The organism is Neobacillus sp. Fa239 (assembly GCF_055395235.1).
Genome location: NZ_AP041611.1, coordinates 2,289,314 through 2,314,442, shown reverse-complemented (window position 1 = coordinate 2,314,442; position 25,129 = coordinate 2,289,314). Strand labels below are relative to the sequence as shown.

Sequence of the window (25,129 nt, the reverse complement as noted above, 5' to 3'; positions counted from 1 at the left end):
TCCTCCTAGTGTTCCGGCATGACGACAAAGCTGGATGCAATTTTCCGTTCCCCCAGCACGTCTGTCGGCTGATTCACAAGTACACCGTCTTTTACCATCGTGGAGCTAGAACCTCCGTCTAAGTTCGCCGCATTGACGGCTCCGTATTTAAGCATTAAATTCATCAGGTCATTTAAGGAAGCGCCCAGATTGTTCATCCCGTGCACAAGTCTTCCGTCGGTCACAATCATGATGACCGTTCCGTCTTCTCTCTGGCCGATAGCCGTCCGAGGGGCATACCCCCATCCACCGTCTCCTTTCACGACACCTTGACCATTTTTAACTAATACAGGTCCGAAAGTTAACGCTTCAGTCACATGCATATTCATCAATTCTTCAGGCGAATAGGCTCCTACAACCAGCACTCCGTTTTTTGTAAAACCTACGATGGGGTTCTTCCTGCTGCTTGTTTTAGTGATAAATTGCCCTTTATGGATCGTGGTTCCTAGCGGGATGCCTCCCGTCCCCTGGTAAGCAACATCTTGAAAGGCTCCTCCGTTGATACCGGCAACCGCACCAGCATCATTCACCATTTCACTCACGGTTTCGCCTACATGCCCTTTATATTTTGTGACCTGGAGATTGATTCGTTTAGGGTCATGGACCAGCATGATTTTAGCGGAAAAAGTAGAGTCTTTGTAATTTTCCACCTCAATCGAGGAATCACTCACATTCTGAAACCCGCCTCTTAATAAAGAAGAGCTTCCGGAATCTGTTGGCAGTTGGGTGAACATACTTGGTGTTGAATTATTTAATTTCACAGTCCACAGTGAGAGCGGTCCCAAATATTGCTCATGCATGGTGGTGGAAATCGCCCCAATCACATAGTTTCTCAGATTCGGAAACGGTCCGTGAAAGATTAGAAGAGAACTTGATATCCATGTATAAATTGCCGTCAATATAGTCAATAAAGAGAATTTTAGAACTCTCAATGTTAGTCACATCCTTTTTTCTTTAATAGATTATCATAAAAAATAAATCTTCCATATTTCTTCATGAAATATTAATAAAAGATGACCATGAACCTATGGTTCAATAACAAAAAATGGGATTCGCTGCTGCGATCCCATTAATATCTCTTGCCCCTGTTTAGGTTTTAATTTTTTGGCCTAATAGTGTTGGTACTGTAACAAACTTGTACCCTTGTTGCTGCAAACTATTAATAATTTTCGGCAATGCGTTTAGTGTTCCATTCAGTTCTCCCGGACGACCACCAAAACTATGTTCGAGAATAATCCCACCTGGTGAAACCTCCTTCTTTACAGTTTGGAGGATGACGGTCGCTGAATTACCTTTCCAATCTAATGTGTCAACGGACCAGTCAATTATGCTATACCCAAGATTGTGGATTATGCCCAATTCGGCTGGGGCTAATCTTCCGTAAGGCGGGCGGAACAAAGTAGTTCGACGGCCCGTAATCTGCTGAATTTCATTTTGTGTAGCAACAATTTCTTGTGTAATTTGTTCGTTTGAAAGTTTCCAAAATTCCGGGTGATCCCATGAGTGATTCCCAACAGCATTGTGATCATCCACAATACGCTTTACCATTTCCGGAAACCGTTTGGCCTGTTTTCCTACTATAAAAAATGTTCCTGGTACTCCATTCGCATGTAAGATGTCCAAAATCTTAGGTGTATAGTAATTATCCGGCCCATCGTCGAATGTAAGAGCCACCTCTTTAAGGCGGGTATTTCCCTTATAAAAAACAATATTTTGGAACTGCCGAGCAGGGCTCGTTACCAATTTTCGATGCTGTATTTTTGGCAAACTGTAATCTGCTTCTTTTCTGTTGACTGCTGCTACTTGTGAACTTACTGTACTCTCCGGTATAGATATACTGGTAAAAAAAGCGGCCATGATCAAGAGCAATAATAAACATAATGCCATTTTTCTTGGATTCATCCTAACATCCCTATCTTTAGGTATTGTAAAATCAGTATATTGTTGAATTGATTTATAATGCCATTTGATTTTTTATTCTGCAGTTGCTGATAGGAACAATCCTTATTCTTTATCTTTTTCTACTCTATTTATTATATATTCGATTCCAATAATCTGTATTAATAAAATTTAAATTCCATACAGCAGACCCTCCAAGGTGATATTGGCTAATCAAATTCAAATAAATGTTAAATGATTTTACTGTCGGTAACCAAATTTTATAATGGAGGTTATTCGCAAAATAAGAAATATAATACTCTCCTAAAGTCGAATCCCAAGTTAAATTTCTGTGATTTTGTTCTGCTAAACTTTCAACATATTGAATAGGTTCAGCAGGATCCTTTACAATACTGCCTTGCTGATTTTGTTCCCATATTCTTGTATACGTAGGTAGTCCTAAAATTAGTTTTTCAGAAGGAATTCCTGTTTGGATAAATTCCTGTAAATTCTGGTTTAACCATGGTAAGGATGTAACTGGACCAGGGACGGGATCACTGGACCAGTGCTGATCATACCCCATAAATATAATATAATTACAATATTTACCGATTACAGTGTGATCAAATGGTGATTGATTATTATTTTTTCCATTTGGATCCGGAGGTAGATCAATCGAAAGAATAATAGAAGTTTTGTTTAGTTCAGCCGATAAATTTTTAATAAATTGGGAGAATGCTTCACGATCTTCTTTACTTACGTTTTCTATATCTATATTGACCCCATACCAATTATGAATAAGAGCTACTTGGTGAATTTTTTTAATCAAATCCAGAACTTTCTTCTGATTTATCAGGAATGCATGCACTTTCGTTTTTGTATCAGTGTTCATAATGATTCGAGCCCAAACCATTTTTCCTTGTGCTTGAATGGAGTTCGTTACAGTAGAGTTGGAAATAACTTGTAGGTTATATTGATTGTCGATCGTTGCTAATGCTGGTGACACAACTTTTAGATTCTTATAACCAGTTAATTCTGGAAGACTTTGATTATTTGCAGAAACCCAGCCAATGGTTACCGATTGCTTTAGAACAGACTCTAATCCATTTTGAAAAGTAGTGGAGTTTTGCTTTTGATTTGATTGGTTAAATAAATCATGATAGTGAGCAACATGCCCAGTCCAATAAACAATAATACTTGGGATAACCATAATGATAAAAAAAAGGGAAAGGAAAAATATCCAGACTGATTTATGTGAAAGAAGCTTGCTGGATTTAACTTTAAAATGATTATAGTTATTCGTGATCAATCCCTCTCTTTCCAACCTAGCTATTATTTCAATGATCTTGTATTTGCCATATTTCCCTTTTATTTATATGTAAGTGAACAAGTTAAAGAACAAAATCTATTAACCACCTATTTTTGTGCTATTTTTGGAAAATTCAGTAATTTTTACTCATTTTGTAATTTTTACAAGTTTAGTATAATGGTAATACACCAAGAATTAACCTTAGGTCAAAAAGTCAGGCTTAAGGGGGTGAGAAACTATGTTAAAGGACATTTTTTTCTCAGTAGTAATTGGTGGGACGGTTGGGCTTCTTGGTCATGTTCGGAAAAATGGGAAAATCATCATGCCTCGAAAAACAAAAAAGTTCATTTATCTAGGCTTTCTTGAAGAAATGCTTCTCGGTGCAATTTCATCGCTTCTCCTCATGCTTTATTTAGCTCCAATTTCATCAATAGAAAAAGTGTTGGTTGGGATCATTGCAGGGATTGGTGGAGATGCAGTTCTTATTAAAGTTAAACTCTTAAAAAAGTCCACTAACATAAAATGATCCAAAATATCCTGTATAGGATATGATTCCTTCCGTGAAGACAGTATGAGAAACAGCATACTGTATATCATTGAGGGAATTTTATGTTGGGCCAAAAAGGACAAACGGCCCCTTAAATATATCCATTATTTTGAAATTATAAATCATCCTGAAGTTATTTAGTTTACATAACTATATTATAATACCCCTTTTGAACATGGCATCAGCATATCCAATCATTTCAACAAGACCAAATAAATTCAGACCAAAAAATTTAATAAATTGTTCATCTTTTTTCCGTCCACTCCCTGCATATAATTTCTCAAAGTCGAGATAAAAAGGAGGCGAAAAACATGGATGAAAACAATGAACTTCAACCGGAAACCACCCCAGAAACCTCTCCAGAACTAGCCAGAAATCCAGAACCAGATTTTAAAGCCCAAATGAAAAAGGAATTAAAGGAAGAATTGAAGCAAGAATATATTCAACGCAAAAAGAAAAAAGTATACAAATTATTTAAATATTTGATTGTCTTTCTTTTGGGACTGTTCATCGGACTTCTTGTGGGTCATCATCATAATGGATACCGGCATGGAGGCTATATGATGAACGGTAATTATAAGATGGAAATGCAGCATAAAATGCAAATGGGGAAACATAACGGTCCATGAACCAATACAAAAAGCACAGCATAAATCATGTAATAAAATCGCGTGGTAAGGCTATTGTAGAGTTTTATAATTAGATTAAGTACATTTAGAGTGCAGATTCCAAATCAGACGCAAGTCGAGTAATAAAAAAGTTGATTTTCCTCATTTGGAAGATCAACTTTTTCTACTTTGTGAAGACATGTACTGAACTAACTCCCTGCCTGTTAGTCAGTCAACAAGTCAAAAGATCGGCAATTCCACCATAAAAGTGGTCCCTTCATTTTCTTTACTTCTTACATGGATGCTGCCGTTATGCAAATCGATAATGGTCTTGACGATTGATAGCCCCAGCCCGGTTCCCTCGACCGTTCGGGTACGTGCCTTGTCTGCCCTATAAAAACGTTCAAATATTTGACCTAATTCATGATCATTCATGCCGATTCCTGTATCTTCAAAAGCTACGATGACTGATTCTTCCTTCTGATCGATCGATATCTCAATTGTTCCATTTGGTTTGTTGTATTTTATAGCATTGGCAAGGAGGTTATCCCAAACCGTATTAAGCAAGGATGGATCGCCGTCTATCTCTATATCCGGCAAGGAGTAGCTAAGCATAATCTCCTTTTCACTTATAGCCCATTGATAATTTCGAACCAATTCCTTCAATTGTTTTCCGAGATTATAGGTTTTTTTCTTCATAATATCCTCATTTCGGTCTAATGAGGACAGGAGCAGCAATTGTTTTGTTAAGGTCGAAAGCCTGCTGATTTCACCGTTAATGATTGATACATATTGGCTTCTTTCTTCTTTGCTTAAAGATTCAGTATTTAACAGGGTTGTATATCCTTTTATATTAGACAGAGGTGACTGTATATCGTGGGAAATATTCGAAATAAATTCCTTTCTCATGTCATCTATTTGTTCCAATCTTCTCGCCATCCGCAAAAAACTGTTGGAAAGTTCTCCAATCTCATCATGACGGGACACATTCATTTTGACATTAAAATCTCCATTTGCCAGCGATTTTGTCGCTTTTGTAAGGTTTGAAATCGGTTTTACTAGATACTTTGTATTAATCACAACCATAACAATGGTCAACGTAATGGCGATTCCCAGAATCCAGCCGAATAAAATGTGCATCTCATTGAAAAGGAATTGGATGTCTGGTCTGATAAAAAGAGCAAAGGTTTTTCCATTGTACTTCAATGGTACCCCAATCGTATTTTTAAGTTCATTGGCAAAAAAGCCTGTAACAAAAGTCCCTTGTGGAAAATGAAGCATACCATGAAAAATCTGACCATTTAATACTTCCTTTTCAGTTGAAACAGAAAGACTTTGATCCCGAAAAGGCCTACCAAAATAGGTTTTGTTTCGGTTGGTTTCTACCAGACACATTTGATAGCCAACTTTAGAAATGCTATCCAAATACTGTGTTAAATTTGTTTTAGGGTGACCCTCGACAAATTCAGCAATATCCAACGCGACTTTTGTATTTTTATTGTCATTATAAGGTTTTAACTTTTGTTGATAATAGAAATTTGAAATGACAAAGGCTAAGATAAAGCTAATAAACATCATTCCAATGGTTATGACAATAAATTTCACATAAAGTGTTTTCATAAGCGTTGGGACTCCAATAAATATCCCACCCCACGTACTGTTTTGATTTGAAAATCATCTGTCATTTTATTAAAACGGTCCCTTAATCTTTTGATATGAACATCTACCGTTCTTGCATCACCTTCATAATCCAAACCCCAAATTTGTTCAATTAAATGTTCCCTGGAAAACACTTGTTTAGGATTCAACATGAGATAAGATAATAGCTCGAATTCTTTTAACGGCAAGAGCAATGTGCGGTTGCCTACCCGAACTTCATAGCTCTTTTTGTTAATAGCGGTATTCCCAATTTTCAGTATGGATTCATCCGTCTGGTGATCATATCGTCGCAGCAATGCTTTGATTCGGAAGATTAATTCTTTGGGTTCAAATGGCTTGGTGAGATAATCATCCGTTCCCGCTTGGTATCCTTGCTCCTTATCCTCAATTTCACTTTTGGCTGTTAAAAGGAGCACTGGAATATCATACAGTGTTCGAATCTGTTTCGTAAGAGTGTATCCATCGATAAATGGCATCATCACATCCACTACGGCTAAATCACAGGCAGCCTTTTTCAATATTTCTAATGCTTCCATACCGTCTTTTGCTTGGAATACATGGAAGCCCTGTTCAGATAGGTGAATATTCACAAGCTTTATTATATTAACATCGTCATCCACAATTAAAATATTGGTCATCTATTTTTCTCCTATACTTTTTGCACTATCTGTCCGTCACTCATTTTAATGATATGATCAGCAAATGCAAGCATTTCTTCGTCATGTGTCACCATTAATGTAGCAATGTTTAGTGTTTTCGTTAAATCTCGGATTAACGTCATCACATCTTTCGATCGTTTTGAATCCAAACTTGCAGTTGGTTCATCTGCAAAAAGAACTTTTGGTTTATGGATAATGGCACGGGCGATCGCAACCCGCTGCTTTTCACCGCCGGATAATGAGGCAGGATAGGCATTCTTCCGATGATTCATTTCAACCCATTTCAAGATTTTATCAATTTCATTTTTTTGTTCACGTTTCTTTATTTTCGATTCAGCTACATCCAACATCAGCATCAGCTGCTCTTCTACTGTCAGGAAAGGAACGAGATGTGCGAATTGGAAGATAAAACCAAATTGAGTCGCCCGTATTTTTCGGACTTGTTCTGATTTCATCGCCGTTATATTTTTCCCTTCGAATCGGACTTGCCCATCTGTAGTGGACTGGAGTCCGGCTGCTATCGTAAGGAGGGTACTTTTACCGGAGCCTGAAGCACCAACTAATGCTGTAATCTCACCTTCACTAAGCGAAAGATTAACCCCTTTTAGGATTTCCTCTTTCACTTCACCGTTTGTAAAAGTTTTTCTCACTTCATCTATTGTAAATATTTCCATCTTAAACCTCTCCTTGTTGAATTGCGTGTAATGGTTCGACTTTTTTGATTTGGATACCTGAAAGAGTAGCTCCGACAAATCCAATCATAAGGAAAACAAATGACAATTGTACGGTTGTTTCAGGGGTTAAGCTAAAAGGCATACCTTTAGGTGCAATCCGATTAAAAGCCTGACTAAGTGCAATAGAAATGCTAAGAGCAATCACCGTAATCCAAATCATCTGCGTCCACATCATTTTAAACAAGGTACTGGTCTTAACTCCAAGCGCCTTAAGAATACCATATAAACCCATTTTTTGAACATTCATCATGTAGAAAAAGATTGCAAACAGCATTCCGCTAATGACAACTAAAAACCAAATAATCATATTTAGGGACATTTGCTCTGCTTGATAACTCGAAATTGTATTAAGAAACTGATCCTTCGAAAAGGAATCCATCCCTGCGAATGTTTGTGTTGAATTCCCTCCAGGGATGAAAATCAATTGCATTTCATTAAGCCTGTAAATTTCTTTGTAGTCCTTCATACTGACATAGGCGACTGGAGCATGGCTGAATTTGCTGTGCTCTACAAAGCCTTTAACAATAAACTTGCCATTATATTGATTTGTGGTTAATGCATCTCCAACCTTTATACCAGCATCTTTCATCGAACGGTCCAGTATGATTTCCCCTTTTTTTACGTTTTTAAATAACTTTGAATCGGTCGATGCCACAAAAGCAACGCTTTGTTGCTTACCATCAGAATTATTTAAAAATCCCATTTGAATGGAAAATGCAGCAGCATCTTTTTGTTTGTTTAAAATTTCTTTCTGGAGACTGTTATCGATTCTTGACAAGCTGTAGGTTTTAGCTGCCTCTTTCGTCATATAAAATTGCCCGTCAGGCAAATCTTTTATTAATCCTGCACTTTCTTTTGATAATCCATTTGCCAAGCCGGAAATAATAAACGTTAATAAACTAATGAGAAAAACAATTGATCCTAAAATTAAAAATCTGGATTTATTTTTTTTCATTTCTTTCCATGCAATGTTCATCTTCATTCCCCCACACTCGTTTTAACATCTTTAGTTTATAATCGCTATGTGAATGGAACATGAACAAGAAATTACATTTTGAACTTAAATTCTCTTTCACATAAAAATCCCCTTAAAATAAGGACAGATTTTTGTTTTTATCTTCATTATCACATAAAAAAGGGCATCGGAAATTTCCATGCCCTGTTTTTTGCTTATGAAATTTGTGGTCAGCAAGTTCCTTTGTGTTGCTGGTCTTCGGATTAAAATGGCTCGATGGCTTTCTCGTTTTTACCGGTTTGAGGCTGATTTTCAATATTTCTTGCTTCGGCTTCTTTGGGAATTTCTTTAAGGCGTTGATTTACTTCCTCAACTTGAGTAGTATTTCGCAATTCATCCATTTTCAAAAACCTCAATTCATTAAAATATTGTTGATAAACATAATATGCCGCAGTGATGAAATTTTTATGACTGGTGAATCAGACCGACAATATTTAAATTGGCGAAAGATCGGAGACGAAAATTAAGTTATATAGGCTAGTGATTTCTAATTTTTTCAATCATTTGTTTGATAACGGATGGACCTGACTCTTGCGGATAAAAAACGATAGCAATTACTAACGTTAAAAGAATGATCCCTATCCAGGCCATAGTAAGAGGAGCAGCTTTTAAATTACGAGTAGAAATAAATCCAATTATGAGAATCACAGAATTTACTAAAAATATCATTGGAAGAGCTACAATCCTCCCAAGACCTGTATAGGGAAAAAACCATATTAATATGAAAAAAGTTATTATTGTAGGTAAAATTGCAGCTAAATAGTATGAGAAAAGTTTGACCCCAATCACATTATCACCTTTCTTAATAGAAAATTATTGACCGATGTAAGGGAATCTTTGTCAAGTCCCTGCGTTTTAAAAAAACAAATTGGAATTATGAAACACATATTTTAAAAAACTGACTATGTAGTTTATATTTTAATTGTTTTTTATTAAAATGTATAGAAAAAAAAGCCATTTTTTCCAAATGACTTTTTTACTTAACTTTTATACAAAAGGTATATACTTGTCTTCCGTATGTTTAACGTCCACTTTATCCAAGTAAACATTAATTTTGTTACTTTGCTTTGCCTAATTGCTATTTGTGGCACGTAGGACCTTTCTAGGTGACTGGGTTGCTTTGCCTGATTTCTTTTTCGGGCACGTAGAACCTTTCTAGGTGACCGGTTGCTTTGTCTGGTTGCTTTTTCGGGCACGTAGAACCTTTCTAGGTGACCGGTTGCTTTGTCTGGTTGCTTTTTCGGGCACGTAGAACCTTTCTAGGTGACCGTTTACTTTACCTGATTCCTTTTTCGGGCACGTAGAACCCTTCTAGGTGACCGATTGCTTTGCCTGATTTCTTTTTCGGGCACGTAGATTCTTTCTAGGTGACTGGTTGCTTTGTCTGGTTGCTTTTTCGGGCACGTAGAACCTTTCTTGGTGACCTGTTGCTTTGTCTAGTTGTTTTTTCAGGAACGTAGAACCTTTCTAGGTGACTGGTTGCTTTGCCTGATTTCTTTTTCGGGCAAGTAGAACCTTTCTAGGTGACCGATTGCTTTGCCTGATTCCTTTTTCGGGCACGTAGAACCTTTCTAGGTGACCGGTTGCTTTGTCTGTTTGCTTTTTCGGGCACGTAGGACCTTTCTAGGTGACTGGTTACTTTGCCTGATTCCTTTTTCGGGCACGTAGACCTTTCTAGGTGACCGGTTGCTTTGTCTGTTTGGTTTTTCGGGCACGTAGAACCTTTCTAGGTGACCGATTGCTTTGCCTGATTCCTTTTTCGGGCACGTAGAACCTTTCTAGGTGACCGGTTGCTTTGTCTGGTTGCTTTTTCAGGCACGTAGAACCTTTCTTGGTGACCTGTTGCTTTGTCTAGTTGTTTTTTCAGGAACGTAGAACCTTTCTAGGTGACTGGTTGCTTAGCCTGATTCCTTTTTCGGGCACGTAGAACCTTTCTTAGTGACCTAAACCGAATCCTGAATGACCGAGAATAAATCACTCACATTTTTAGGAATTATTCCTTTTGGCTTTTGTAACTTTTTCAGCCAACTGATTTATGAATTCATTCATTCCCAAACCATTAGCTTTATTAAACACAAGTAAATGATTGAATCTGTCTTAAGCTTATACCCATATAAACCCATCTAAATCCAGTCCAACGCCATCCTGACACAGAGTTTCGACCAACATGGGTTGGATAAAACCAAAATTGCTGAAAACCTCTTAGCCAAATATACGTATATCTGAATAAACATCTTCTAATACTACCCGGATCTACTGCAAATGGCTGTACCCCTGCTTGTTGTGTTTGTGTAGGAACAAAAGACGGCGGTGGTGATGTCGGCGGTCCAGCACTTGGCCCATGGCCAGGTGGTGCAAACGAAGGCGGTCCGGCGCCTGGTCCATGGCCAGGTGGGGCAAACGGAGGCGGTCCTCCATGTAGTCTCTCATCAATAAATTCAGGGTAATAATCCTCCGCTTGGTACGGAGTGAAATATAAATAATCTTCTTGGCTATATGGATAGTAACCATGCTGAGGGATATGACTAGGATACATAAAAGCACTCCTTTACTTCTTCATCTCACATCAGCATATTCCGTAGTCATTCACCTATCAGCTTGTTCTCCTAAAAATGGGTATTTAATTGAATAATTAATAAAAATTCCTGAAAAATCGGGCTTATTCTTTTGATTATTTAACCTAGCTAGATGCATACCCTAGAGTGTAGCCGATATACATCTTTATCCTTTGTGAGCATATAGATAGATCTTAAGAAGCGTAATCTCAAACAAAATAAAAAGCCCTTTAAAAGGGCTTTTTCTTATGGCTCTAATAAACGAATGATGAGCCAACGATGATTAATAAGATAAACAATACGACGATTAAAACAAAAACATTGCCTCCGCCAAAACCGCCGCCATAGCCAAAGCCGCCGCATCCACAACCACCAAAACCATATCCAAACATTATAAAACCCTCCTTTTTTACTTATTCCTTACAACATATGTTGAAGAATTAAGAAGGGAAAGGGCTCTTTCACTATGGTGTATGGGTAGGACATCCCCATAAATTACAACAAAGTTGAGTTTTTCAGGAATCTACATATTCTCGAACTAAGATTTCCAAAAAAGCTAACTTCAAGAGAAGGTTGATCCATTAATTTAGCATGGACCTTTTATAAGTGGTATTACAAATTGAATACCCATTAAAATATACACACGATGATCCATTCCTCCTAAAGGGCTTTTGTTTGATTAAAATAACAATAGACACACCAATCTTCATCCGGGATATCCTTCAACCTTCTCATATCGTTTTTATTCGGATGGACATAAACGAATGCTTGAATGCTTCTATTGCCTATATGAACGGTCTGTTCCACTCGATTGTAAAGATTGTTTTTTCCATTCTTCTCGTACCCCTCCAATCGGTCGAGATCTGAAAGCTCGGAATCATTCACCAGATATAGTTCGCCGTATACACTGCCATCATTAGATGGGGCTAAAAATGGGTAGCCGCAAAATGAATCGTAAAGCTTGCCATTTGTCCAGCACTGCCTGGAAATATTGACGGCATCCTTTAGTAAATAGTGATTGGGCTCTCCTGTTTTTAATGTGCCATAAACGAAAACATAGTGGTTCTTCTCCATGCTTATCACTCCTAAATCATGGTAAGTATATGACGAAGGCAGTTACAGACCTGTAACCGCCTTATTACGTTTTATTTTAGTTAGTTCTGGTTATTCCTTAAAAATGCCTTTTCCCGTTTCCATACTGATTGGTAACGATGAATGTTCATGTATGATTTTCCACGAATTATTTTCGACTTTTAATCCAAATGTAAATCTATTAGTCATCTGGCGTAGTTTCTCTCCAGCCCCATTGTAAGCTATGAAAGACACATTACTATGTATGAAGGCAAGTCCCCCATTTTCTTCAACAACTAAATCATTCCATTCTACTTTGAGTTGAACACCTTCCTCTTTCAAGCCGTTAAACCAACCATTCACAGCTGCCTTCCACTTCGAAATCCCTTTACACTCCCAGTCTTCCCAACAATCATAAACTTGAATGTTCGTTGCGTAGGCTGAAACAAACTTCTCAACATCCTGTTCAAAAACAGCTGCCTTATAATTTTTTATAACGTCCTGAACCTTAGTAAATCCAGCATTCATCATCTAATCTCCCTATTTTTTGATAATTTGCAATAATGAAATAATATATAGTGGAGTTTAACATAAAGTATGAGTGAAATCCATTTTAGCACCTATAAGTTGTACAAGTTCTTTGACTCTAAAGCGAGTTTGAAAAAATAAGAGGAGAAATTTCTTTTAATTAGGAAATAGCACTAAAAATTGCTTAAATAGACGGAAAGATTCCGACTATTGACTCAAAAAACGTGAAAATGGATAATTTTTCTTTGCTTAATCGGAAAACCTCCGCTTAAAACCTCGAACCGAGCGCTATTCTGCAATCTAACCGAAAAATTTCCGCCTATTTATTGGTTTATTGAGTAAACACATATAAATCATTGGTGCAATTAAAAAAGCCGACCTTCGTATTGAAGAATCGGACTTATTTATAAGCTCTTGAGACATGTAGCTATATACGTTTCCTTATTTTAATGGCTGTTGGGAACCAGGTGGAATGTAAAATGGCGGTACTTTAATCCATCCGCGTTTACGCATTAATTGTTTTAATCGAGCTGCGAAGGCAAATTTTTCTGTTTGAAACTGAATAAATAATAAACCAACATCTGTGCGAATCGATTCAGAGGCAGCACCGGCTGCACGTACAATTAAACTTACGATTTTTAATGATAATTCGTTTGCTATCACATCATCCGTTAATTTCGCTCCAAGAGGGATACTATTTGGGTCTGTTTTTGGCATATCTTCAGGAGCAGGAGGCAGCGGAATTCCTTCCTTAATCATGAAATCATGCAGTCTTCTTCTTTGACTGGTTCCTAATTTCATATCTTCTTCAAGTATGGTTTTTAGATCGTCATCTGTTGTAGTATTTATACCTGCTTGAACAGTTGTTTTAGCCAATTCAAGTCCTGCTAAGTAAATCCAGCAAGACATCACTTCTCCAACATGAAGTGGTTGGTCTTCGTCTTGATCTGTCAGTGATTTCATTGCATCCATGACAGTTTCCCAAATATTTACCATGCGAAACCCTCCGAAACTGGTAGTATACAGCATAGTGTTTGTACGGAAGATTTTTTTATTCAGAAAGCCTAAAAAGATATATACCAAATAAAAAGAAAAGAATTTCAATATAACATGTATGGTATTCAGCCATTACACTATTTCGATATACCCCTCTGTTCCATGGACGCGAATTCGTTGCCCGTCTTTTATCCGTTTGGTTGCATTTTCCACTCCTACAACTGCTGGTAATCCATATTCACGTGCGATAACGGCTCCATGGGTCATTAATCCACCCACTTCGGTGACGAGGCCTTTTATGGATACAAACAATGGTGTCCAACTCGGGTCTGTAAAGGAAGTGACTAATATATCGCCATCTTCTAGTTCAGCCTCTTCCATATTTAAGATGACACGAGCGCGTCCCTCTATCACTCCGGAAGAAACAGGCAGCCCTGCAATCGCATCGGCTGGGAGATTTTCTCGTTTGTACTCACCCGCAATGATTTCACCATCAGAGGTGATCACACGTGGGGGAGTTAGTTTTTCATATAAGTTGTACTCGTCTTTTCGTTGGCTGATGATCTGGTAATCCAGTTTGTTTGTACGTACCACTTCGTGAAGTTCTTCAAAAGTGAGATAATATATATCTTCCTTTTCAGGAAGAACGCCCGCTTGTACGAGTTGTTCGGCTTCTTTTAGGAAAGCCTGCTTATATACGAAGTAGCGATTAACCATGCCGTATTTTGGATATTCACGATAACCGATGAAATTCCGGATACGATCGATCATTCGTTTTGTCTCTTTGGCCTTTTGTTCACCATCCGGCAATTGCTTCAATCGAACTAATAACTCTTGTTCTTTTTTCAAAGCCTCCTCTTTCCCCTGCTCAAATTTCCGCTTGCCAGCATTAGGCTCAAAGTTTTTGATGTTAATGAGAATCATGGGGATCAGTGTAGTTGGTTTTTCACTCCAACGAGTTTTCGTAAGATCGATTTCTCCGCTGCACCGCATTCCATATTTGTTGAGATAAGAATAGATAGCGTCCCGTGCTTCCTGTCCGCCATTAAACTGAACCAGTTCTTCCAAGAAGTTATCATCTTTTACATGTTGTAAATAATTAATTACTTCTGGATATGGACGAATCACATCTGCGACATCCAATAATGCTAGACCCATTTCCGAAGTAATATTGTTTGGGACAGATTGAGAAAGTATGTCTGCTACGTTTTTTTCACCTAACCATTCCATCATTTTTTCATTGATCCAATGTGAAGCATTTATAGCAGTCATAAAAACAGCTGTACTTTGTGGGTCAAATAAAATCTTCTTTAACTCTTTGATATCTTCCAAAATAAAATCAAATAGTTCCGATCCAGATTTCGTTTTAATGTTTTGTTTTACCTCTTCTATCGATGTTTGACTGCGTTTAATCAACTCATGAACAATGGTCGGATTGTTTTCGATTTCTTCCGGAATATCTGTATTGTTTCTTCTGGGACTCGGTGCTTTTTGATCATTTGGGAACTTATTTTTAAAATCTTCTCGCTCTACAACAGTCGTAAGTGCGTCTTTCATAAGCGGGTCGTGTTGTCCCATGGCACTTAATAACATGTCTCTGCTAACCGGTGAAGCCAGATGAGGTGTGACATCCACAAACAATCTTCCACCAGCTTTACGCATAGGTGCAGGAGTTATTAACAGGTGAAAAGACAATCCCAAAGGTTTCATGGGGTCGGTCATCATTTGTTGGTGACCGACAGATACGTAAACATGATTTTCTTCATCATTGGCTTCAGGTATGGGGAAAAGCGTCGTGATTGGCCGACTTTGGACGATATAAAATGTATCATCATCAACCAAACACCATTCGATATCTTGCGGACAGCCAAAATACGCCTCAAGTTTCCTGCCAATCCTTTCAAGCTCTAACACTTGCGCTTCTGATAAGGTCGATCGATTCTGCTGATCCGGCGCAATTTTCTTTTCCTCTGTTCCGCCTTCCTTACGTGCATATATCGCCAGCTTTTTGGTAGAAATCGTCTTCTCCACAATCCTGCCTTCCCGCACTTTATAATTGTCCGCAGACACTAAGCCAGAGACAAGTGACTCCCCCAGTCCAAAGCTAGCATCGATCGACAGCACTTTGCGGTTTGAGGTAACTGGATCCGCTGTAAATAGTATTCCGGAAGCTTGTGGAAAAATCATCCTTTGAATAACCACAGACAGATAGACATTAAGGTGATCAAATCCGTTTTGAATTCGATAAATTACAGCCCGATCAGTAAATAGTGAAGCCCAGCATTTCCTAATATGTTGTAAAATGGCCTCTTTTCCTTTGATGTTTAGATAGGTATCATGTTGACCAGCAAAGGAGGCATATGGAAGATCCTCGGCTGTAGCACTTGAACGAATAGCATAGGCCTGCTCGAAGCCAAAAGTTAAGAGATACCGATTGATCTCTTCTTCGATCCCCTTTTTGATCTCGATCTCCTCAATCAGATCACGAATCTTCTTGCTAAGTACACGAATACTTTCTCGTTCGTCCACTTTTAGAATTGCGAGTTGATCCAGCAATTGATGAAACTCCTCATTTTTTCCAATGACTCTTTTATATGCCTCAGTGGTAACACAAAATCCCTCTGGTACAAGAATTCCTTCCATCCTCGAACATTCCCCTAAATTCATCCCTTTGCCACCGACTAGCATTTGTTTCGTTTTATCGATCTCCCGAAACTCAAGGACATATGGTTTCATTTCTTACCCTCCCCTTTATCGCTCCATTCCAAGTCGAATCATTGACAAACATTTTTTTCTGATCAACTAATTACTTTTAAATGGTTCATTGAAGAAGCAACTTCACATGATTAATCCTAACAATTTAATAAAAAAAAAACAGACTAAAAATGGGTTGTTAAAAATGGTATAATTAAATTAGGGAAAAGGACAGTTACCGATTATTTATCGGAACTGTCCTTTTTTTGTTTTGAACAATCCTGCCCTGTTTGCACAAAAAGAATATGGGACAATCAAGAGCAAGTTGGTACAAGCAAGTTTCCTTCTTTACCATATATTATTAAAAATGGGACAAAGGAGACATAAAATGAATTGGGAGAATTTAGGGTTCGTCATTTGTAAACCGGATGCTGTGTACTTAAATCTAGAACAAGGGATTTTATCATTTTTGCAGAAAAAAGGTCTTAAGATCCTTACTTGCAAATATGTGACTGTTACGCCGGAGCTTTGCCGGGATTTATATTGGAAGGAAGGTAACAAAGAGTGGTGGCACGAACTAGAAGCTGAATTCTATAATTTAGGGGAAAGTTTATGTGTGCTGGTTCAAGGTACACCAAAATCACCGTACAAATCTGTTTCCGAGCTGATTGTGAAAAAATTAAAGGGAAACTTCAGACCTGAGAAAGCAAAGGAAGGGACTGTCCGAAATACGTTTGGATCCATGAATGGAATATTTAATTTATTTCACGCTTCAGATTGTACAAGTGCTACGAAAAGAGAAGCTGCCATATTTTTTACAACGGAAGAGTTAGAACGATTAACAGAACAAGGTACCCCATACGTTCTTAAACAAAAAGAAAAGCAAAATCTTGATTTTATTGATATATACTTTCGTATCAAGCAGCAATGCATACAAATTTCATCCTTGAATTCCTGTGTGAAGAAAAAATATAAAAAATTTATTGATGAGAAGCACACTCAGTCGTTGAGTGTAAGCAATTCCATGAAGCAAATTTGGCTGTATAAAACCTTGCAAGAGGAATATCAGATATTTTACAAGTACATTCGCAAAGACAAATTATTGAAGAGTATTACTGATTATAAACGTTTTAAAAAAATAAACTTTGATGAGCTATTTGGTGAGTTTGGTACAGAGAGTATAAAGCTTACAAGATGGGAAACCTGTTTGTTTAAAACGACACTATTATTGGCAGGCTAATACTCGTGACCATTACATTTAGATGAATAATGATAATGAAAATGGACTGCCGAAACAGTCCATTTGTTGTGAAAGTATAGCATCCTATTCAACTTTAAGGGAATATCCTTTTTAGAATGGAGTATTCACGATGTCTTTTAACCTTTTTAGCTTAATTAAAGTAGTGATTTTATCATAATAAAGTCCGTTTGCTCTTCATCCCCCATATAAAACGAGTGGGATCCTGTTTGAACAAACCCCAGTTTCTTATAAAAAGCTATAGCATTTTCATTTTTTTCCCATACACCCAGCCAGATTTGCTTTTTATTACGTTCCATCGCAATTTCTATCGCTTTATTGAGCAGATATTTACCAAGCCCCTGTTTTTGAAATTTATTCCCTATATAGATCCTCTCGATTTCAAGTGATACATCCCCCATTTCTTCAGACTGCGCCCCATTGGTATTGACCTTTAAATATCCTGCAACTTCATGATTAAAATAAACAAAAAAGAATTGCGAAGAAATATTGGATATTTCTTTTTCTAACTGTTCCAAGTTAAATGCCCTTTCCAAATAGGCATTCATATTTTCTGGTGAATTCTGATGCTTAAATGTCTCATTAAATGTTTCATAACTAATTTCTTGAAGTTTGCGTGAATCTTCAAGGGTACATTTTTTTATATTTATCGTCATTAAATATATCGCTCCTTTTTATAATCAATAATTTCTCTTGTTTCCCTTTTTTACAAATTCCCAGTCTATTTCAATATTTTTTCTAACTCTTTGTAGAAGATCAAACATAGTTTCTACTTCCCGTTCGGAAAATCCAGCTAATGCGACCATATTGGAATAATCATTCTCTCTTCTTATGAAGGGATAAACTTTTTTCCCTTTCTCCGTTGGAAAAAGTTTTTTAATTTTTTGGTTATGCTCATCATCTTTCTTTTCAATAAAGGCGTTCATTTCAAGTTTTTTTATCGCACGAGCTGCTGTTGTTCGATCTACTTTGATCATTTCTGCTAACTTTTCCTGAATGATTCCTGGGTTTTCACATATTCGAACAAGGTATAAATACTGCCCTTTTGTTAGGTCATATTCTTTAAATTCAATATTGCTTATAGAATCTAATGCCCTCGCTATCATTCCAATTTCGCGTAGAATTTCAATCATATTTGCAAAACCCCACTAAATTATTTTATATATCATTCTTTAACAAATATTATATTGTTTTTGTTGCATTTGCAACAATTTTTATTTTATACTGTTAAAAGTTATTAACTTAATTAAATAAATCCAGAAAGGAAAGAGGAAAATGGAAACACGAAGAATAACTGAAGATCATGAATTAAAAAAAGCATTTCATATTAGAAAAGAAGTATTTGTTGAGGAACAAGGGGTACTATTAAAAGATGAATTTGATGAATTTGACACACTTAATGGGCAATGTGAACATTTACTAATCTATTACAATGACCATCCTGTAGGGACGGGCAGATTAAGAGTTGTTGATCACTTTGGTAAGTTGGAGAGAATTTGTATATTAGAGCCCTACCGTAAATTGGGTATTGGGAAAGTAATAATTAAAGCTTTGGAAGAAATGGCTGAAGAACAAGGAGTTTCTCAGGTTAAATTGCACGGTCAAACACAGGCAGAGGGTTTTTATAAGAAACTGGGCTATCATACTTCTTCCAACGTGTTTATGGAAGATGGGATTCCCCATATTTTAATGATAAAAAAATTATACAATAATGATGAACAGACAGTGTAAAACGAAATATCTATTATATGGATTAGGAATTCTTATATTAACCCTTGGAATTTCTTGCACGATAAAATCAAACCTTGGGACATCTCCTTTTGATGCACTCCTGGTGGGCCTATCTATAAAAGTTGGTCTTACGGTAGGTAGTTGGGAAATCATAATTGCCTTAATGCTGATTTTTTGTAATTCGTTATTAAAAAGAAAAAGACCTGAATTCTTGGGTTTGGTCACATCCTTTATAACTGGTTTTGGTATTGATATGTGGCTTTTTTTATTACATTGATGCCCCTTACTAAAAAAGGGATCGACCGCATTTTAACACAATCAAGTACATCACCAAATTCCGATAAAAATAAAAACCATTCCATGTAGGATGGTTTTTGTTGTACTTGTTCCAGCCAGTTACTTCAATAAAATTCCTTAGACTTTGTATTGTTGTAACGGTTTTCTTTCTTGTTATAAAAGGAATCATTATGACGCTTTTCTTACTTGATTTCTTTTCCTCCAAAATAGATAAAGGATGCTTGAGAGGATAATTATAAACACAATTAAATGCATACTGTATTTTGACACATATAAATCAACTATACCCCAATCTTCCCCCAATTTTCTTCCTAAAGTGACAAAAGTAAAACTCCAAAGAAAGGCACCTGGATAAGCAAAAGAGGCAAATTTTCTAAAAGGAAAACTATTTATTGCAGCTACATAGGCAGTAAGATGGCGAACCCCAGGAATAAAAAAGCCAACAAATATAAGAGCAGGTCCTATTTTAAAGAATAGTTTTTGGATTCGATTGATTTTTTTTTCAGTGATATGAATTTTTGGACCAAACTTTTTTATTAAAGGCAATCCAAATTTATAACCTATAAAATAGCTAAGAGAAATTCCTCCGACTGCCCCCACAAAAGCACTAAATAAAGAAGGTATGTATGTTAATGTACCTTGAAACACTTTAAAACCAACATAGGTTAGAAGAACCTCGTCAGGTATTGGAAGGCCAACAATTCCTCCAATTAGTACAATTACGATACCGAAGTAACCAAAATGTCCAATAAGATAATCTATATGCTGTTCCATTTTTTATCCCGCCTAAAAAGAAAATATTTATTTATGTGAGTGATGATAATAACTTGACCTATTAGTGCCTCACAGATGACGATAATGGTCTTATTTATGTTTTGTCTCACTTTTAGGCTTTACCAAATAAACAATTAATTATTACTTTCGACAGAATCATCATTTATTATGTGCAGGGTTTTGATGCACCAAAAAAGGAATAGTCCCAAATTAAGGACTATTCCTTTTTGCCCCAGTTATATACGAAGAATGAACATAAGCAATGCTGAAATAATTGCTAGTAAACTACTTACACCAAATGCTGTAAAAGAACCAAATGATTGCCATAAAAAACCTGCCAATACACTTGCAGGCAATGCAGCTATACCCGTTAATGCATTAAATGTTCCCATTGCCGTACCTCGCACGCCTTCTGGTACCATATCTGCCACATAAGACTTTTGAATACCTTCTGTCGTAGCGTAGTACAATCCATAAAAAATGAATAAAATCCATATTCCAAGAACAGTATGTACCAGTCCAAAGCCGAGGTAAATGAGTGCAAAAATCACATATCCTGTGATTAAAACGGGTCTGCGACCAATACGGTCAGAAATCATACCGAATGGAGTTGAGAAGATACTTGTAACGATGTTATATGCAAAATAAGTCAGTGGTATATATTCGGGAGCCATACCAACGTCTTTCGCTCGTAAAATTAGGAATGCATCAGAGAAGTTCCCTACCGTGAAGAGCGTTGTAATAAGTGTGAACCAGAAAAAACGTGAACCAAGCCCCTTAAAGCTAATCTTGGGCAATGATTTTACTTTACTATGCGGTTTTGTTGGGTTCCTTTTATCTTTTAGAGAGAAGATCAAGAGCAACGTTGCAATTAATCCAGGGATAGCCGAGAACCAAAATACAGCCTGATATCCCCTATTCCATAGATTTAGTATCAAGTAAGCGACAAAAGGTCCTAGTGCTGCACCCAATGTGTCCATTGACCTTCTAAATCCGAATGCTTTTCCACGTTCTTCTTTTGTAGTGGTGTCGGCAAGGATGGCATCACGGGGGGATGTACGAATCCCTTTACCCAAACGGTCTGCAAAGCGAATAAAGAGTACTTGCCCCCAAGTTGATGATAATGCGAAAAAAGGTTTAATCAAATTGGATAGTCCATAACCTCCGACCATTAACCATTTTCGTTTGCCAAATCGATCCGACATCCACCCTGAGAAAAACTTTAAAACACTTGCCGAGCTTTCAGCAATGCCTTCGATTATACCTACAGTTCCGACTTGTACATGTAATACAGATGTTAAATATAATGGAAGGATAGGAACAATCATCTGACTAGAAAGATCCGTCATTAGACTTACCATTCCGAGGACAAAAATCACCGAACTTAACCCGAAAAATCGTTTTTTCGATTGGCTCTCAGATTCCATAGTTCACCTCTAAAGATTAATCTTCAATATTTCCGCTACTTCAATAAATACATCAATTTTTTCCTTACTATATTTTATTGCATTATCAAGCAAAATAATAATGACCTGTTTCATTTTTAAATCAATCATTTATGAGTGGTTGCTTAAAAAGTACACAACCAAAAGCATTAGAGAATCAGAAAATAGACCGTCTTTTAACCTGTAAAAGGCTTTTTACGTTTTTAGAAAATGAATTGTCAAATGTTCCTACTCCACAGGAAGAATTTATAAAACCAAAATGGCTAAATTATTATAATGAGTGGTAAATACAAATCTTCTGTTTGTGGAGGAAAAATGGGTACTGTGAACAAAAAAATCCTAATCATTTCTTCTGATTACACAGGTCACGGGCATAAAAGCATTGCTGAATCATTACAAGAAAAAATCACTGAAAATGAGCAAACACAAATACATGTTGTGGATGGTTTCTCATTAGGAGGATCTGCACTTTTAAATATTGGTAAATCGTATGGTCCAATTACAAGATATTCTGCTCAATTATGGAATGCCATATGGCATGTTTCTGCAATCAATTCTTATGCGATAGACAAAGGCGTAGAAAGTCTGATTAAAGATGATTTTATGGTTTTATTGGAGGAAATAAAACCAGATGTAATCTTGTCGATTCACCCAAACTTTAACGGTTCAGTTATTAACATTTTAAGAAAAGAAAGAATTCAAATCCCTTTTGGCACTCTTATTGCGGATTTGGTTAATATTTATCCATTGTGGTGTGATCCCAGAGCTGACTTTATTTTATGTCCGACTAAGGAATCAAAAGGAAAATGCCTACAATATGGCGTGCCTAAAGAAAGAATTCATGTAGTGGGCTTCCCTGTTCGAGCGCGATTTCTAAGGTCGCAAAGAAAACCAATTGACATGAAAGCTGCCCTTAACTTTTTAATCATGAGTGGCGGCGAAGGTGTTGGGGATATGAATACGATTGCGGAAAACCTTCTGAATCACTTTAACTGCACAGTGACAATCATTGCGGGAAGAAATGAAACTTTAAAAGCGGAGTTAGAAAACTCCCTTAAACCTCGCTTTGACAAACGTGTAGACGTTTTAGGGTTTACCAAGAACATTCAGGATCTCATGCTTGCTGCCGATATAGGCATCATGAGAGGGAGCCCAAATGTCATGTTCGAAGCCGTAGCCACAAATTTACCAATGATTATTACAGGAGCACTTCCAGGACAAGAAAAAGACAATCCGTTATTTGCAGAAAAACATCTATTGGGTGTTTATTGTCAAGACAACGAAAATCTTAAAACGATTATCGATCAGTTATTGATAAATGATGGAGAAAAGTTGAAATTAATCATGGAATCCCAAAGAAAGTTTATTAATCCACATGCTGCGCAAGATATTTTGGATTACTTAATTTCGGCTGAAAAGGCAAAGGTGAAATCAAGGAAGAGAAGAAGAACTCCTCTTGCTCTTGCTACAAGAAAATCTATTAAAAAATTAAAACGGAGAAAGCCTTTAAAAAAATTAATACGTAGTGCCAGATCATAATGCTTTTTTGTTATTTAAGATGAAGAATTAAAGCCTTCCTCCGGATGAGGGAAGGCTTTTTATGATGAGTTTCTTTTATTATTATTCGGAATTATGATGACCTTAGTATGTCCTTTGAACTATTAAACTATTTACTTTTATATCTATATAAATGAAGAACACATAGGCATCTTTGTAGGTGAATATAATGGAATGACCCCATATGCAGAGGAGCGAAGGGAATGCCTAGGAACGTGAATAATCGCTTAACAACTGAACAAATGATTATGATTATTAAAAATGGTCTCAAAAAATCAAATACTCCCAAACACATTGTTATTGTTGGTGCGGGATTGGCAGGGTTAGTTGCTGCATCTTTATTAAAAGAGACTGGACATAAAATTACCATCATTGAAGGTAATGATAGGATAGGAGGACGTGTTTACACCTTGCGCTCCCCTTTTAGTAATGGGTTATATTTCAATGCAGGGCCAATGCGTATTCCTGATACACATTTATTAACCATGGAGTATATTAAAAAATTCAGGTTATCCACAAACCTATTTATTAACCGTACTCCGGTAGACATACTTTATGCAAATGGTGTTAAAACACATCTTAACATGTTTGAACATGATCCAAGTATTTTAAAATATCCAGTTGCTCTGAATGAAAGAGGAAAGACATCCGAAGAAATGCTCCTTACAATAATACAACCTTTTATTAATTTTATTAAACAAGATCCATCAAGAAATTGGCCAATTATAGTAAGACAATTTAGAAAATACTCATTAGGTTTCATCTTACAATCTTACCTTTCACCCGGTGCAATCGACATGATCGATGTACTCCTAGATATGGAAGGATTTATGGGGATTTCCTTTGTTGAAACCTTACGGGAAGCAGTTTTCTTTACATCAACCACCCGTTTCTATGAGATAACGGGTGGTATGGATCGATTACCACACGCATTTTTACCACAATTAAAAGAGAACATTTGGTTTCATCAGAAAATGACAAAAATTGTCCAACACCACAACAGCGTAACCATCCATTCTATTCATGGACAAACCTCAAAACCTTCTACCATAACAGGTGACCTTGCAATCACAACGATACCTTTTTCAGCTTTACGATTTGTGAAAGTCGAACCTTTTCATTCTTTTTCCTACATTAAACGAAAAGCAATTCGTGAACTCAACTATATAGCCGCAACAAAAACAGCAATCGAGTTTAAAAGCAGATTTTGGGAAAGAGAAGGGCAATATGGTGGTAGGTCCATAACTGATATGCCAATTCGATTTACATTCTACCCAAGTTATGGGATTGGCACAACAGGACCTGCGGTGTGTTTAGCAAGTTATACATGGGCTGATGAAGCGTTATTATGGGACAATTTATCTGAAAAAGATCGTATTCAATATGCTTTAAGGGACTTAGCAGAAATTTATGGACATCAAGTCTATTCTGAATTTGTTACAGGAGCTTCCGTTAGCTGGAATCAGAATCCTTATTCTTGTGGAGCTTTACCATTTTTTGAGCCGGGACAAGAGGTAGATTTTCAGCCCTATATTGCTATACCAGAGGGAAGAGTACATTTTGCTGGTGAACATACGACCCTTACTCGCGGGTGGATGCAAGGCGCAATTGAATCTGGGGTACAGGTTGCTTATGAAGTGAATGACTTACCAAAATAAAAAAGGAAAAATTGATCAATCAGAATGATTTACAATATATATTGTATAACGGCCTTTCCACGATTGAATACCGAGTAAAGGCCGTAAGGAAGCAAGGCAGCGGATTTCAACAATTTT

The 25,129-nt window shown here is 36.9% G+C and carries 25 protein-coding genes and 1 pseudogene; 7 read left to right on the top strand and 19 right to left on the bottom strand.

Annotated elements, in window-relative coordinates; genetic code table 11:
• Window positions 1-5 precede the first annotated feature (5 nt).
• The 3 genes from ACZ5XR_RS11035 to ACZ5XR_RS11025 all read right to left on the bottom strand — a co-directional run bounded on the left by ACZ5XR_RS11035 (window position 6) and on the right by ACZ5XR_RS11025 (window position 3,226).
• Window positions 6-971: a phosphodiester glycosidase family protein gene (locus tag ACZ5XR_RS11035; protein ID WP_464501702.1), complete on the bottom strand. Its 966-nt coding sequence runs from the start codon at window positions 969-971 to the stop codon at window positions 6-8.
• Window positions 972-1,128: 157 nt separating this feature from the next.
• Window positions 1,129-1,941, bottom strand: a complete 813-nt coding sequence (locus ACZ5XR_RS11030; protein ID WP_464501701.1) for a polysaccharide deacetylase family protein — start codon at window positions 1,939-1,941, stop codon at window positions 1,129-1,131.
• 124 nt (window positions 1,942-2,065) lie between these two features.
• Window positions 2,066-3,226 carry a glycosyl hydrolase family 18 protein gene (locus ACZ5XR_RS11025; protein WP_464501700.1) on the bottom strand — a complete coding sequence of 387 codons (1,161 nt, stop codon included), beginning with the start codon at window positions 3,224-3,226 and terminating at the stop codon, window positions 2,066-2,068.
• A gap of 238 nt (window positions 3,227-3,464) precedes the next feature.
• Here ACZ5XR_RS11025 and ACZ5XR_RS11020 point away from each other — a divergent pair, with 238 nt between their 5' ends.
• Window positions 3,465-3,752: a DUF4257 domain-containing protein gene (locus ACZ5XR_RS11020; RefSeq protein WP_464501699.1), complete on the top strand. Its 288-nt coding sequence runs from the start codon at window positions 3,465-3,467 to the stop codon at window positions 3,750-3,752.
• A 332-nt stretch (window positions 3,753-4,084) separates the two neighbouring features.
• Complete coding sequence (locus tag ACZ5XR_RS11015; RefSeq protein ID WP_464501698.1) at window positions 4,085-4,402, top strand: hypothetical protein; 318 nt, start codon at window positions 4,085-4,087, stop codon at window positions 4,400-4,402.
• A 219-nt stretch (window positions 4,403-4,621) separates the two neighbouring features.
• Here ACZ5XR_RS11015 and ACZ5XR_RS11010 read toward each other — a convergent pair whose 3' ends face one another.
• The 12 genes from ACZ5XR_RS11010 to ppsA all read right to left on the bottom strand — a co-directional run bounded on the left by ACZ5XR_RS11010 (window position 4,622) and on the right by ppsA (window position 16,334).
• Entirely contained in the window at window positions 4,622-6,001 is a 1,380-nt protein-coding gene (locus tag ACZ5XR_RS11010; RefSeq protein WP_464501697.1) for a HAMP domain-containing sensor histidine kinase, read from the bottom strand.
• Complete coding sequence (locus tag ACZ5XR_RS11005) at window positions 5,998-6,678, bottom strand: response regulator transcription factor (RefSeq protein WP_464501696.1); 681 nt, start codon at window positions 6,676-6,678, stop codon at window positions 5,998-6,000. The genes ACZ5XR_RS11010 and ACZ5XR_RS11005 overlap by 4 nt, the downstream gene beginning before the upstream one ends.
• 11 nt (window positions 6,679-6,689) lie before the next feature.
• On the bottom strand, window positions 6,690-7,373 hold the full coding sequence (locus ACZ5XR_RS11000; RefSeq protein ID WP_464501695.1) for an ABC transporter ATP-binding protein: 684 nt from the start codon (window positions 7,371-7,373) through the stop codon (window positions 6,690-6,692).
• 1 nt (window position 7,374) lies between these two features.
• Window positions 7,375-8,409 carry an ABC transporter permease gene (locus tag ACZ5XR_RS10995; protein WP_464501694.1) on the bottom strand — a complete coding sequence of 345 codons (1,035 nt, stop codon included), beginning with the start codon at window positions 8,407-8,409 and terminating at the stop codon, window positions 7,375-7,377.
• Between the two features lie 242 nt (window positions 8,410-8,651).
• A complete protein-coding gene (locus ACZ5XR_RS10990; RefSeq protein ID WP_464501693.1) occupies window positions 8,652-8,789 on the bottom strand; it encodes a hypothetical protein in 138 nt (45 codons plus the stop codon).
• Between the two features lie 136 nt (window positions 8,790-8,925).
• Window positions 8,926-9,237 carry a hypothetical protein gene (locus ACZ5XR_RS10985; RefSeq protein ID WP_464501692.1) on the bottom strand — a complete coding sequence of 104 codons (312 nt, stop codon included), beginning with the start codon at window positions 9,235-9,237 and terminating at the stop codon, window positions 8,926-8,928.
• 1,279 nt (window positions 9,238-10,516) lie between these two features.
• Window positions 10,517-10,984: a hypothetical protein gene (locus tag ACZ5XR_RS10980; RefSeq protein ID WP_464501691.1), complete on the bottom strand. Its 468-nt coding sequence runs from the start codon at window positions 10,982-10,984 to the stop codon at window positions 10,517-10,519.
• Window positions 10,985-11,257: 273 nt separating this feature from the next.
• A complete protein-coding gene (locus ACZ5XR_RS10975) occupies window positions 11,258-11,395 on the bottom strand; it encodes a YjcZ family sporulation protein (RefSeq protein WP_464501690.1) in 138 nt (45 codons plus the stop codon).
• 268 nt (window positions 11,396-11,663) lie between these two features.
• Entirely contained in the window at window positions 11,664-12,077 is a 414-nt protein-coding gene (locus tag ACZ5XR_RS10970; RefSeq protein ID WP_464501689.1) for a gamma-glutamylcyclotransferase family protein, read from the bottom strand.
• 90 nt (window positions 12,078-12,167) lie between these two features.
• A complete protein-coding gene (locus tag ACZ5XR_RS10965; RefSeq protein ID WP_464501688.1) occupies window positions 12,168-12,605 on the bottom strand; it encodes a YybH family protein in 438 nt (145 codons plus the stop codon).
• 438 nt (window positions 12,606-13,043) lie between these two features.
• Window positions 13,044-13,598, bottom strand: coding sequence for a DUF3231 family protein (locus ACZ5XR_RS10960; RefSeq protein ID WP_464501687.1), 555 nt, complete (start codon window positions 13,596-13,598; stop codon window positions 13,044-13,046).
• A 132-nt stretch (window positions 13,599-13,730) separates the two neighbouring features.
• On the bottom strand, window positions 13,731-16,334 hold the full coding sequence (ppsA, locus tag ACZ5XR_RS10955) for a phosphoenolpyruvate synthase (RefSeq protein WP_464501686.1): 2,604 nt from the start codon (window positions 16,332-16,334) through the stop codon (window positions 13,731-13,733).
• A 346-nt stretch (window positions 16,335-16,680) separates the two neighbouring features.
• Between ppsA and ACZ5XR_RS10950 the strand changes: the two genes are divergently transcribed.
• Window positions 16,681-17,532 (top strand): nucleoside-diphosphate kinase, encoded by an 852-nt coding sequence (locus ACZ5XR_RS10950; RefSeq protein WP_464501685.1) that lies wholly within the window; start codon window positions 16,681-16,683, stop codon window positions 17,530-17,532.
• A gap of 155 nt (window positions 17,533-17,687) precedes the next feature.
• Here the strand turns inward: ACZ5XR_RS10950 and paiA are convergent, their stop codons facing one another.
• Both paiA and ACZ5XR_RS10940 read right to left on the bottom strand, forming a co-directional pair.
• A complete protein-coding gene (gene paiA / locus ACZ5XR_RS10945; RefSeq protein WP_464501684.1) occupies window positions 17,688-18,206 on the bottom strand; it encodes a spermidine/spermine N(1)-acetyltransferase in 519 nt (172 codons plus the stop codon).
• A 24-nt stretch (window positions 18,207-18,230) separates the two neighbouring features.
• Entirely contained in the window at window positions 18,231-18,683 is a 453-nt protein-coding gene (locus tag ACZ5XR_RS10940; protein ID WP_464501683.1) for a MarR family winged helix-turn-helix transcriptional regulator, read from the bottom strand.
• A gap of 142 nt (window positions 18,684-18,825) precedes the next feature.
• On the opposite strand from ACZ5XR_RS10940, the gene ACZ5XR_RS10935 reads away from it, so the two are divergent.
• Entirely contained in the window at window positions 18,826-19,281 is a 456-nt protein-coding gene (locus ACZ5XR_RS10935; protein WP_464501682.1) for a GNAT family N-acetyltransferase, read from the top strand.
• A pseudogene (locus ACZ5XR_RS10930) lies at window positions 19,265-19,552 on the top strand (DUF6198 family protein); the annotation flags it as partial. The gene ACZ5XR_RS10935 and the pseudogene ACZ5XR_RS10930, both read left to right, overlap by 17 nt.
• A 194-nt stretch (window positions 19,553-19,746) precedes the next feature.
• On the opposite strand, the gene ACZ5XR_RS10925 reads toward ACZ5XR_RS10930, so the two are convergent.
• Window positions 19,747-20,352: a DedA family protein gene (locus tag ACZ5XR_RS10925; protein ID WP_464501681.1), complete on the bottom strand. Its 606-nt coding sequence runs from the start codon at window positions 20,350-20,352 to the stop codon at window positions 19,747-19,749.
• 236 nt (window positions 20,353-20,588) lie between these two features.
• Window positions 20,589-21,779, bottom strand: a complete 1,191-nt coding sequence (locus tag ACZ5XR_RS10920; RefSeq protein ID WP_464501680.1) for an MFS transporter — start codon at window positions 21,777-21,779, stop codon at window positions 20,589-20,591.
• A 333-nt stretch (window positions 21,780-22,112) separates the two neighbouring features.
• On the opposite strand from ACZ5XR_RS10920, the gene ACZ5XR_RS10915 reads away from it, so the two are divergent.
• The gene (locus ACZ5XR_RS10915) at window positions 22,113-23,336 is read left to right on the top strand and encodes an MGDG synthase family glycosyltransferase (protein WP_464501679.1); all 1,224 of its coding nucleotides are present in this window, start codon (window positions 22,113-22,115) and stop codon (window positions 23,334-23,336) included.
• Window positions 23,337-23,557: 221 nt separating this feature from the next.
• Window positions 23,558-25,012, top strand: coding sequence for a flavin monoamine oxidase family protein (locus tag ACZ5XR_RS10910; RefSeq protein WP_464501678.1), 1,455 nt, complete (start codon window positions 23,558-23,560; stop codon window positions 25,010-25,012).
• The last annotated feature ends 117 nt before the right edge of the window (window positions 25,013-25,129 follow it).

What these genes read in the sequence shown, in the direction of transcription:
- ACZ5XR_RS10925 (WP_464501681.1), bottom strand. Translation starts at nt 20,352, where the DNA reads ATGGAACAGCATATAGATTATCTTATTGGACATTTTGGTTACTTCGGT.
- ACZ5XR_RS10970 (WP_464501689.1), bottom strand. Translation starts at nt 12,077, where the DNA reads ATGGAGAAGAACCACTATGTTTTCGTTTATGGCACATTAAAAACAGGA.
- ACZ5XR_RS10990 (WP_464501693.1), bottom strand. Translation starts at nt 8,789, where the DNA reads ATGGATGAATTGCGAAATACTACTCAAGTTGAGGAAGTAAATCAACGC.
- ACZ5XR_RS10995 (WP_464501694.1), bottom strand. Translation starts at nt 8,409, where the DNA reads ATGAACATTGCATGGAAAGAAATGAAAAAAAATAAATCCAGATTTTTA.
- ACZ5XR_RS11015 (WP_464501698.1), top strand. Translation starts at nt 4,085, where the DNA reads ATGGATGAAAACAATGAACTTCAACCGGAAACCACCCCAGAAACCTCT.
- ACZ5XR_RS10915 (WP_464501679.1), top strand. Translation starts at nt 22,113, where the DNA reads ATGGGTACTGTGAACAAAAAAATCCTAATCATTTCTTCTGATTACACA.
- ACZ5XR_RS11000 (WP_464501695.1), bottom strand. Translation starts at nt 7,373, where the DNA reads ATGGAAATATTTACAATAGATGAAGTGAGAAAAACTTTTACAAACGGT.
- ACZ5XR_RS10975 (WP_464501690.1), bottom strand. Translation starts at nt 11,395, where the DNA reads ATGTTTGGATATGGTTTTGGTGGTTGTGGATGCGGCGGCTTTGGCTAT.
- ACZ5XR_RS10950 (WP_464501685.1), top strand. Translation starts at nt 16,681, where the DNA reads ATGAATTGGGAGAATTTAGGGTTCGTCATTTGTAAACCGGATGCTGTG.
- ACZ5XR_RS10940 (WP_464501683.1), bottom strand. Translation starts at nt 18,683, where the DNA reads ATGATTGAAATTCTACGCGAAATTGGAATGATAGCGAGGGCATTAGAT.
- ACZ5XR_RS10935 (WP_464501682.1), top strand. Translation starts at nt 18,826, where the DNA reads ATGGAAACACGAAGAATAACTGAAGATCATGAATTAAAAAAAGCATTT.
- ACZ5XR_RS10965 (WP_464501688.1), bottom strand. Translation starts at nt 12,605, where the DNA reads ATGATGAATGCTGGATTTACTAAGGTTCAGGACGTTATAAAAAATTAT.
- paiA (WP_464501684.1), bottom strand. Translation starts at nt 18,206, where the DNA reads ATGACGATAAATATAAAAAAATGTACCCTTGAAGATTCACGCAAACTT.
- ACZ5XR_RS10920 (WP_464501680.1), bottom strand. Translation starts at nt 21,779, where the DNA reads ATGGAATCTGAGAGCCAATCGAAAAAACGATTTTTCGGGTTAAGTTCG.
- ACZ5XR_RS10960 (WP_464501687.1), bottom strand. Translation starts at nt 13,598, where the DNA reads ATGGTAAATATTTGGGAAACTGTCATGGATGCAATGAAATCACTGACA.
- ACZ5XR_RS11030 (WP_464501701.1), bottom strand. Translation starts at nt 1,941, where the DNA reads ATGAATCCAAGAAAAATGGCATTATGTTTATTATTGCTCTTGATCATG.
- ACZ5XR_RS11010 (WP_464501697.1), bottom strand. Translation starts at nt 6,001, where the DNA reads ATGAAAACACTTTATGTGAAATTTATTGTCATAACCATTGGAATGATG.
- ACZ5XR_RS10910 (WP_464501678.1), top strand. Translation starts at nt 23,558, where the DNA reads ATGCCTAGGAACGTGAATAATCGCTTAACAACTGAACAAATGATTATG.
- ppsA (WP_464501686.1), bottom strand. Translation starts at nt 16,334, where the DNA reads ATGAAACCATATGTCCTTGAGTTTCGGGAGATCGATAAAACGAAACAA.
- ACZ5XR_RS11005 (WP_464501696.1), bottom strand. Translation starts at nt 6,678, where the DNA reads ATGACCAATATTTTAATTGTGGATGACGATGTTAATATAATAAAGCTT.
- ACZ5XR_RS11020 (WP_464501699.1), top strand. Translation starts at nt 3,465, where the DNA reads ATGTTAAAGGACATTTTTTTCTCAGTAGTAATTGGTGGGACGGTTGGG.
- ACZ5XR_RS10980 (WP_464501691.1), bottom strand. Translation starts at nt 10,984, where the DNA reads ATGTATCCTAGTCATATCCCTCAGCATGGTTACTATCCATATAGCCAA.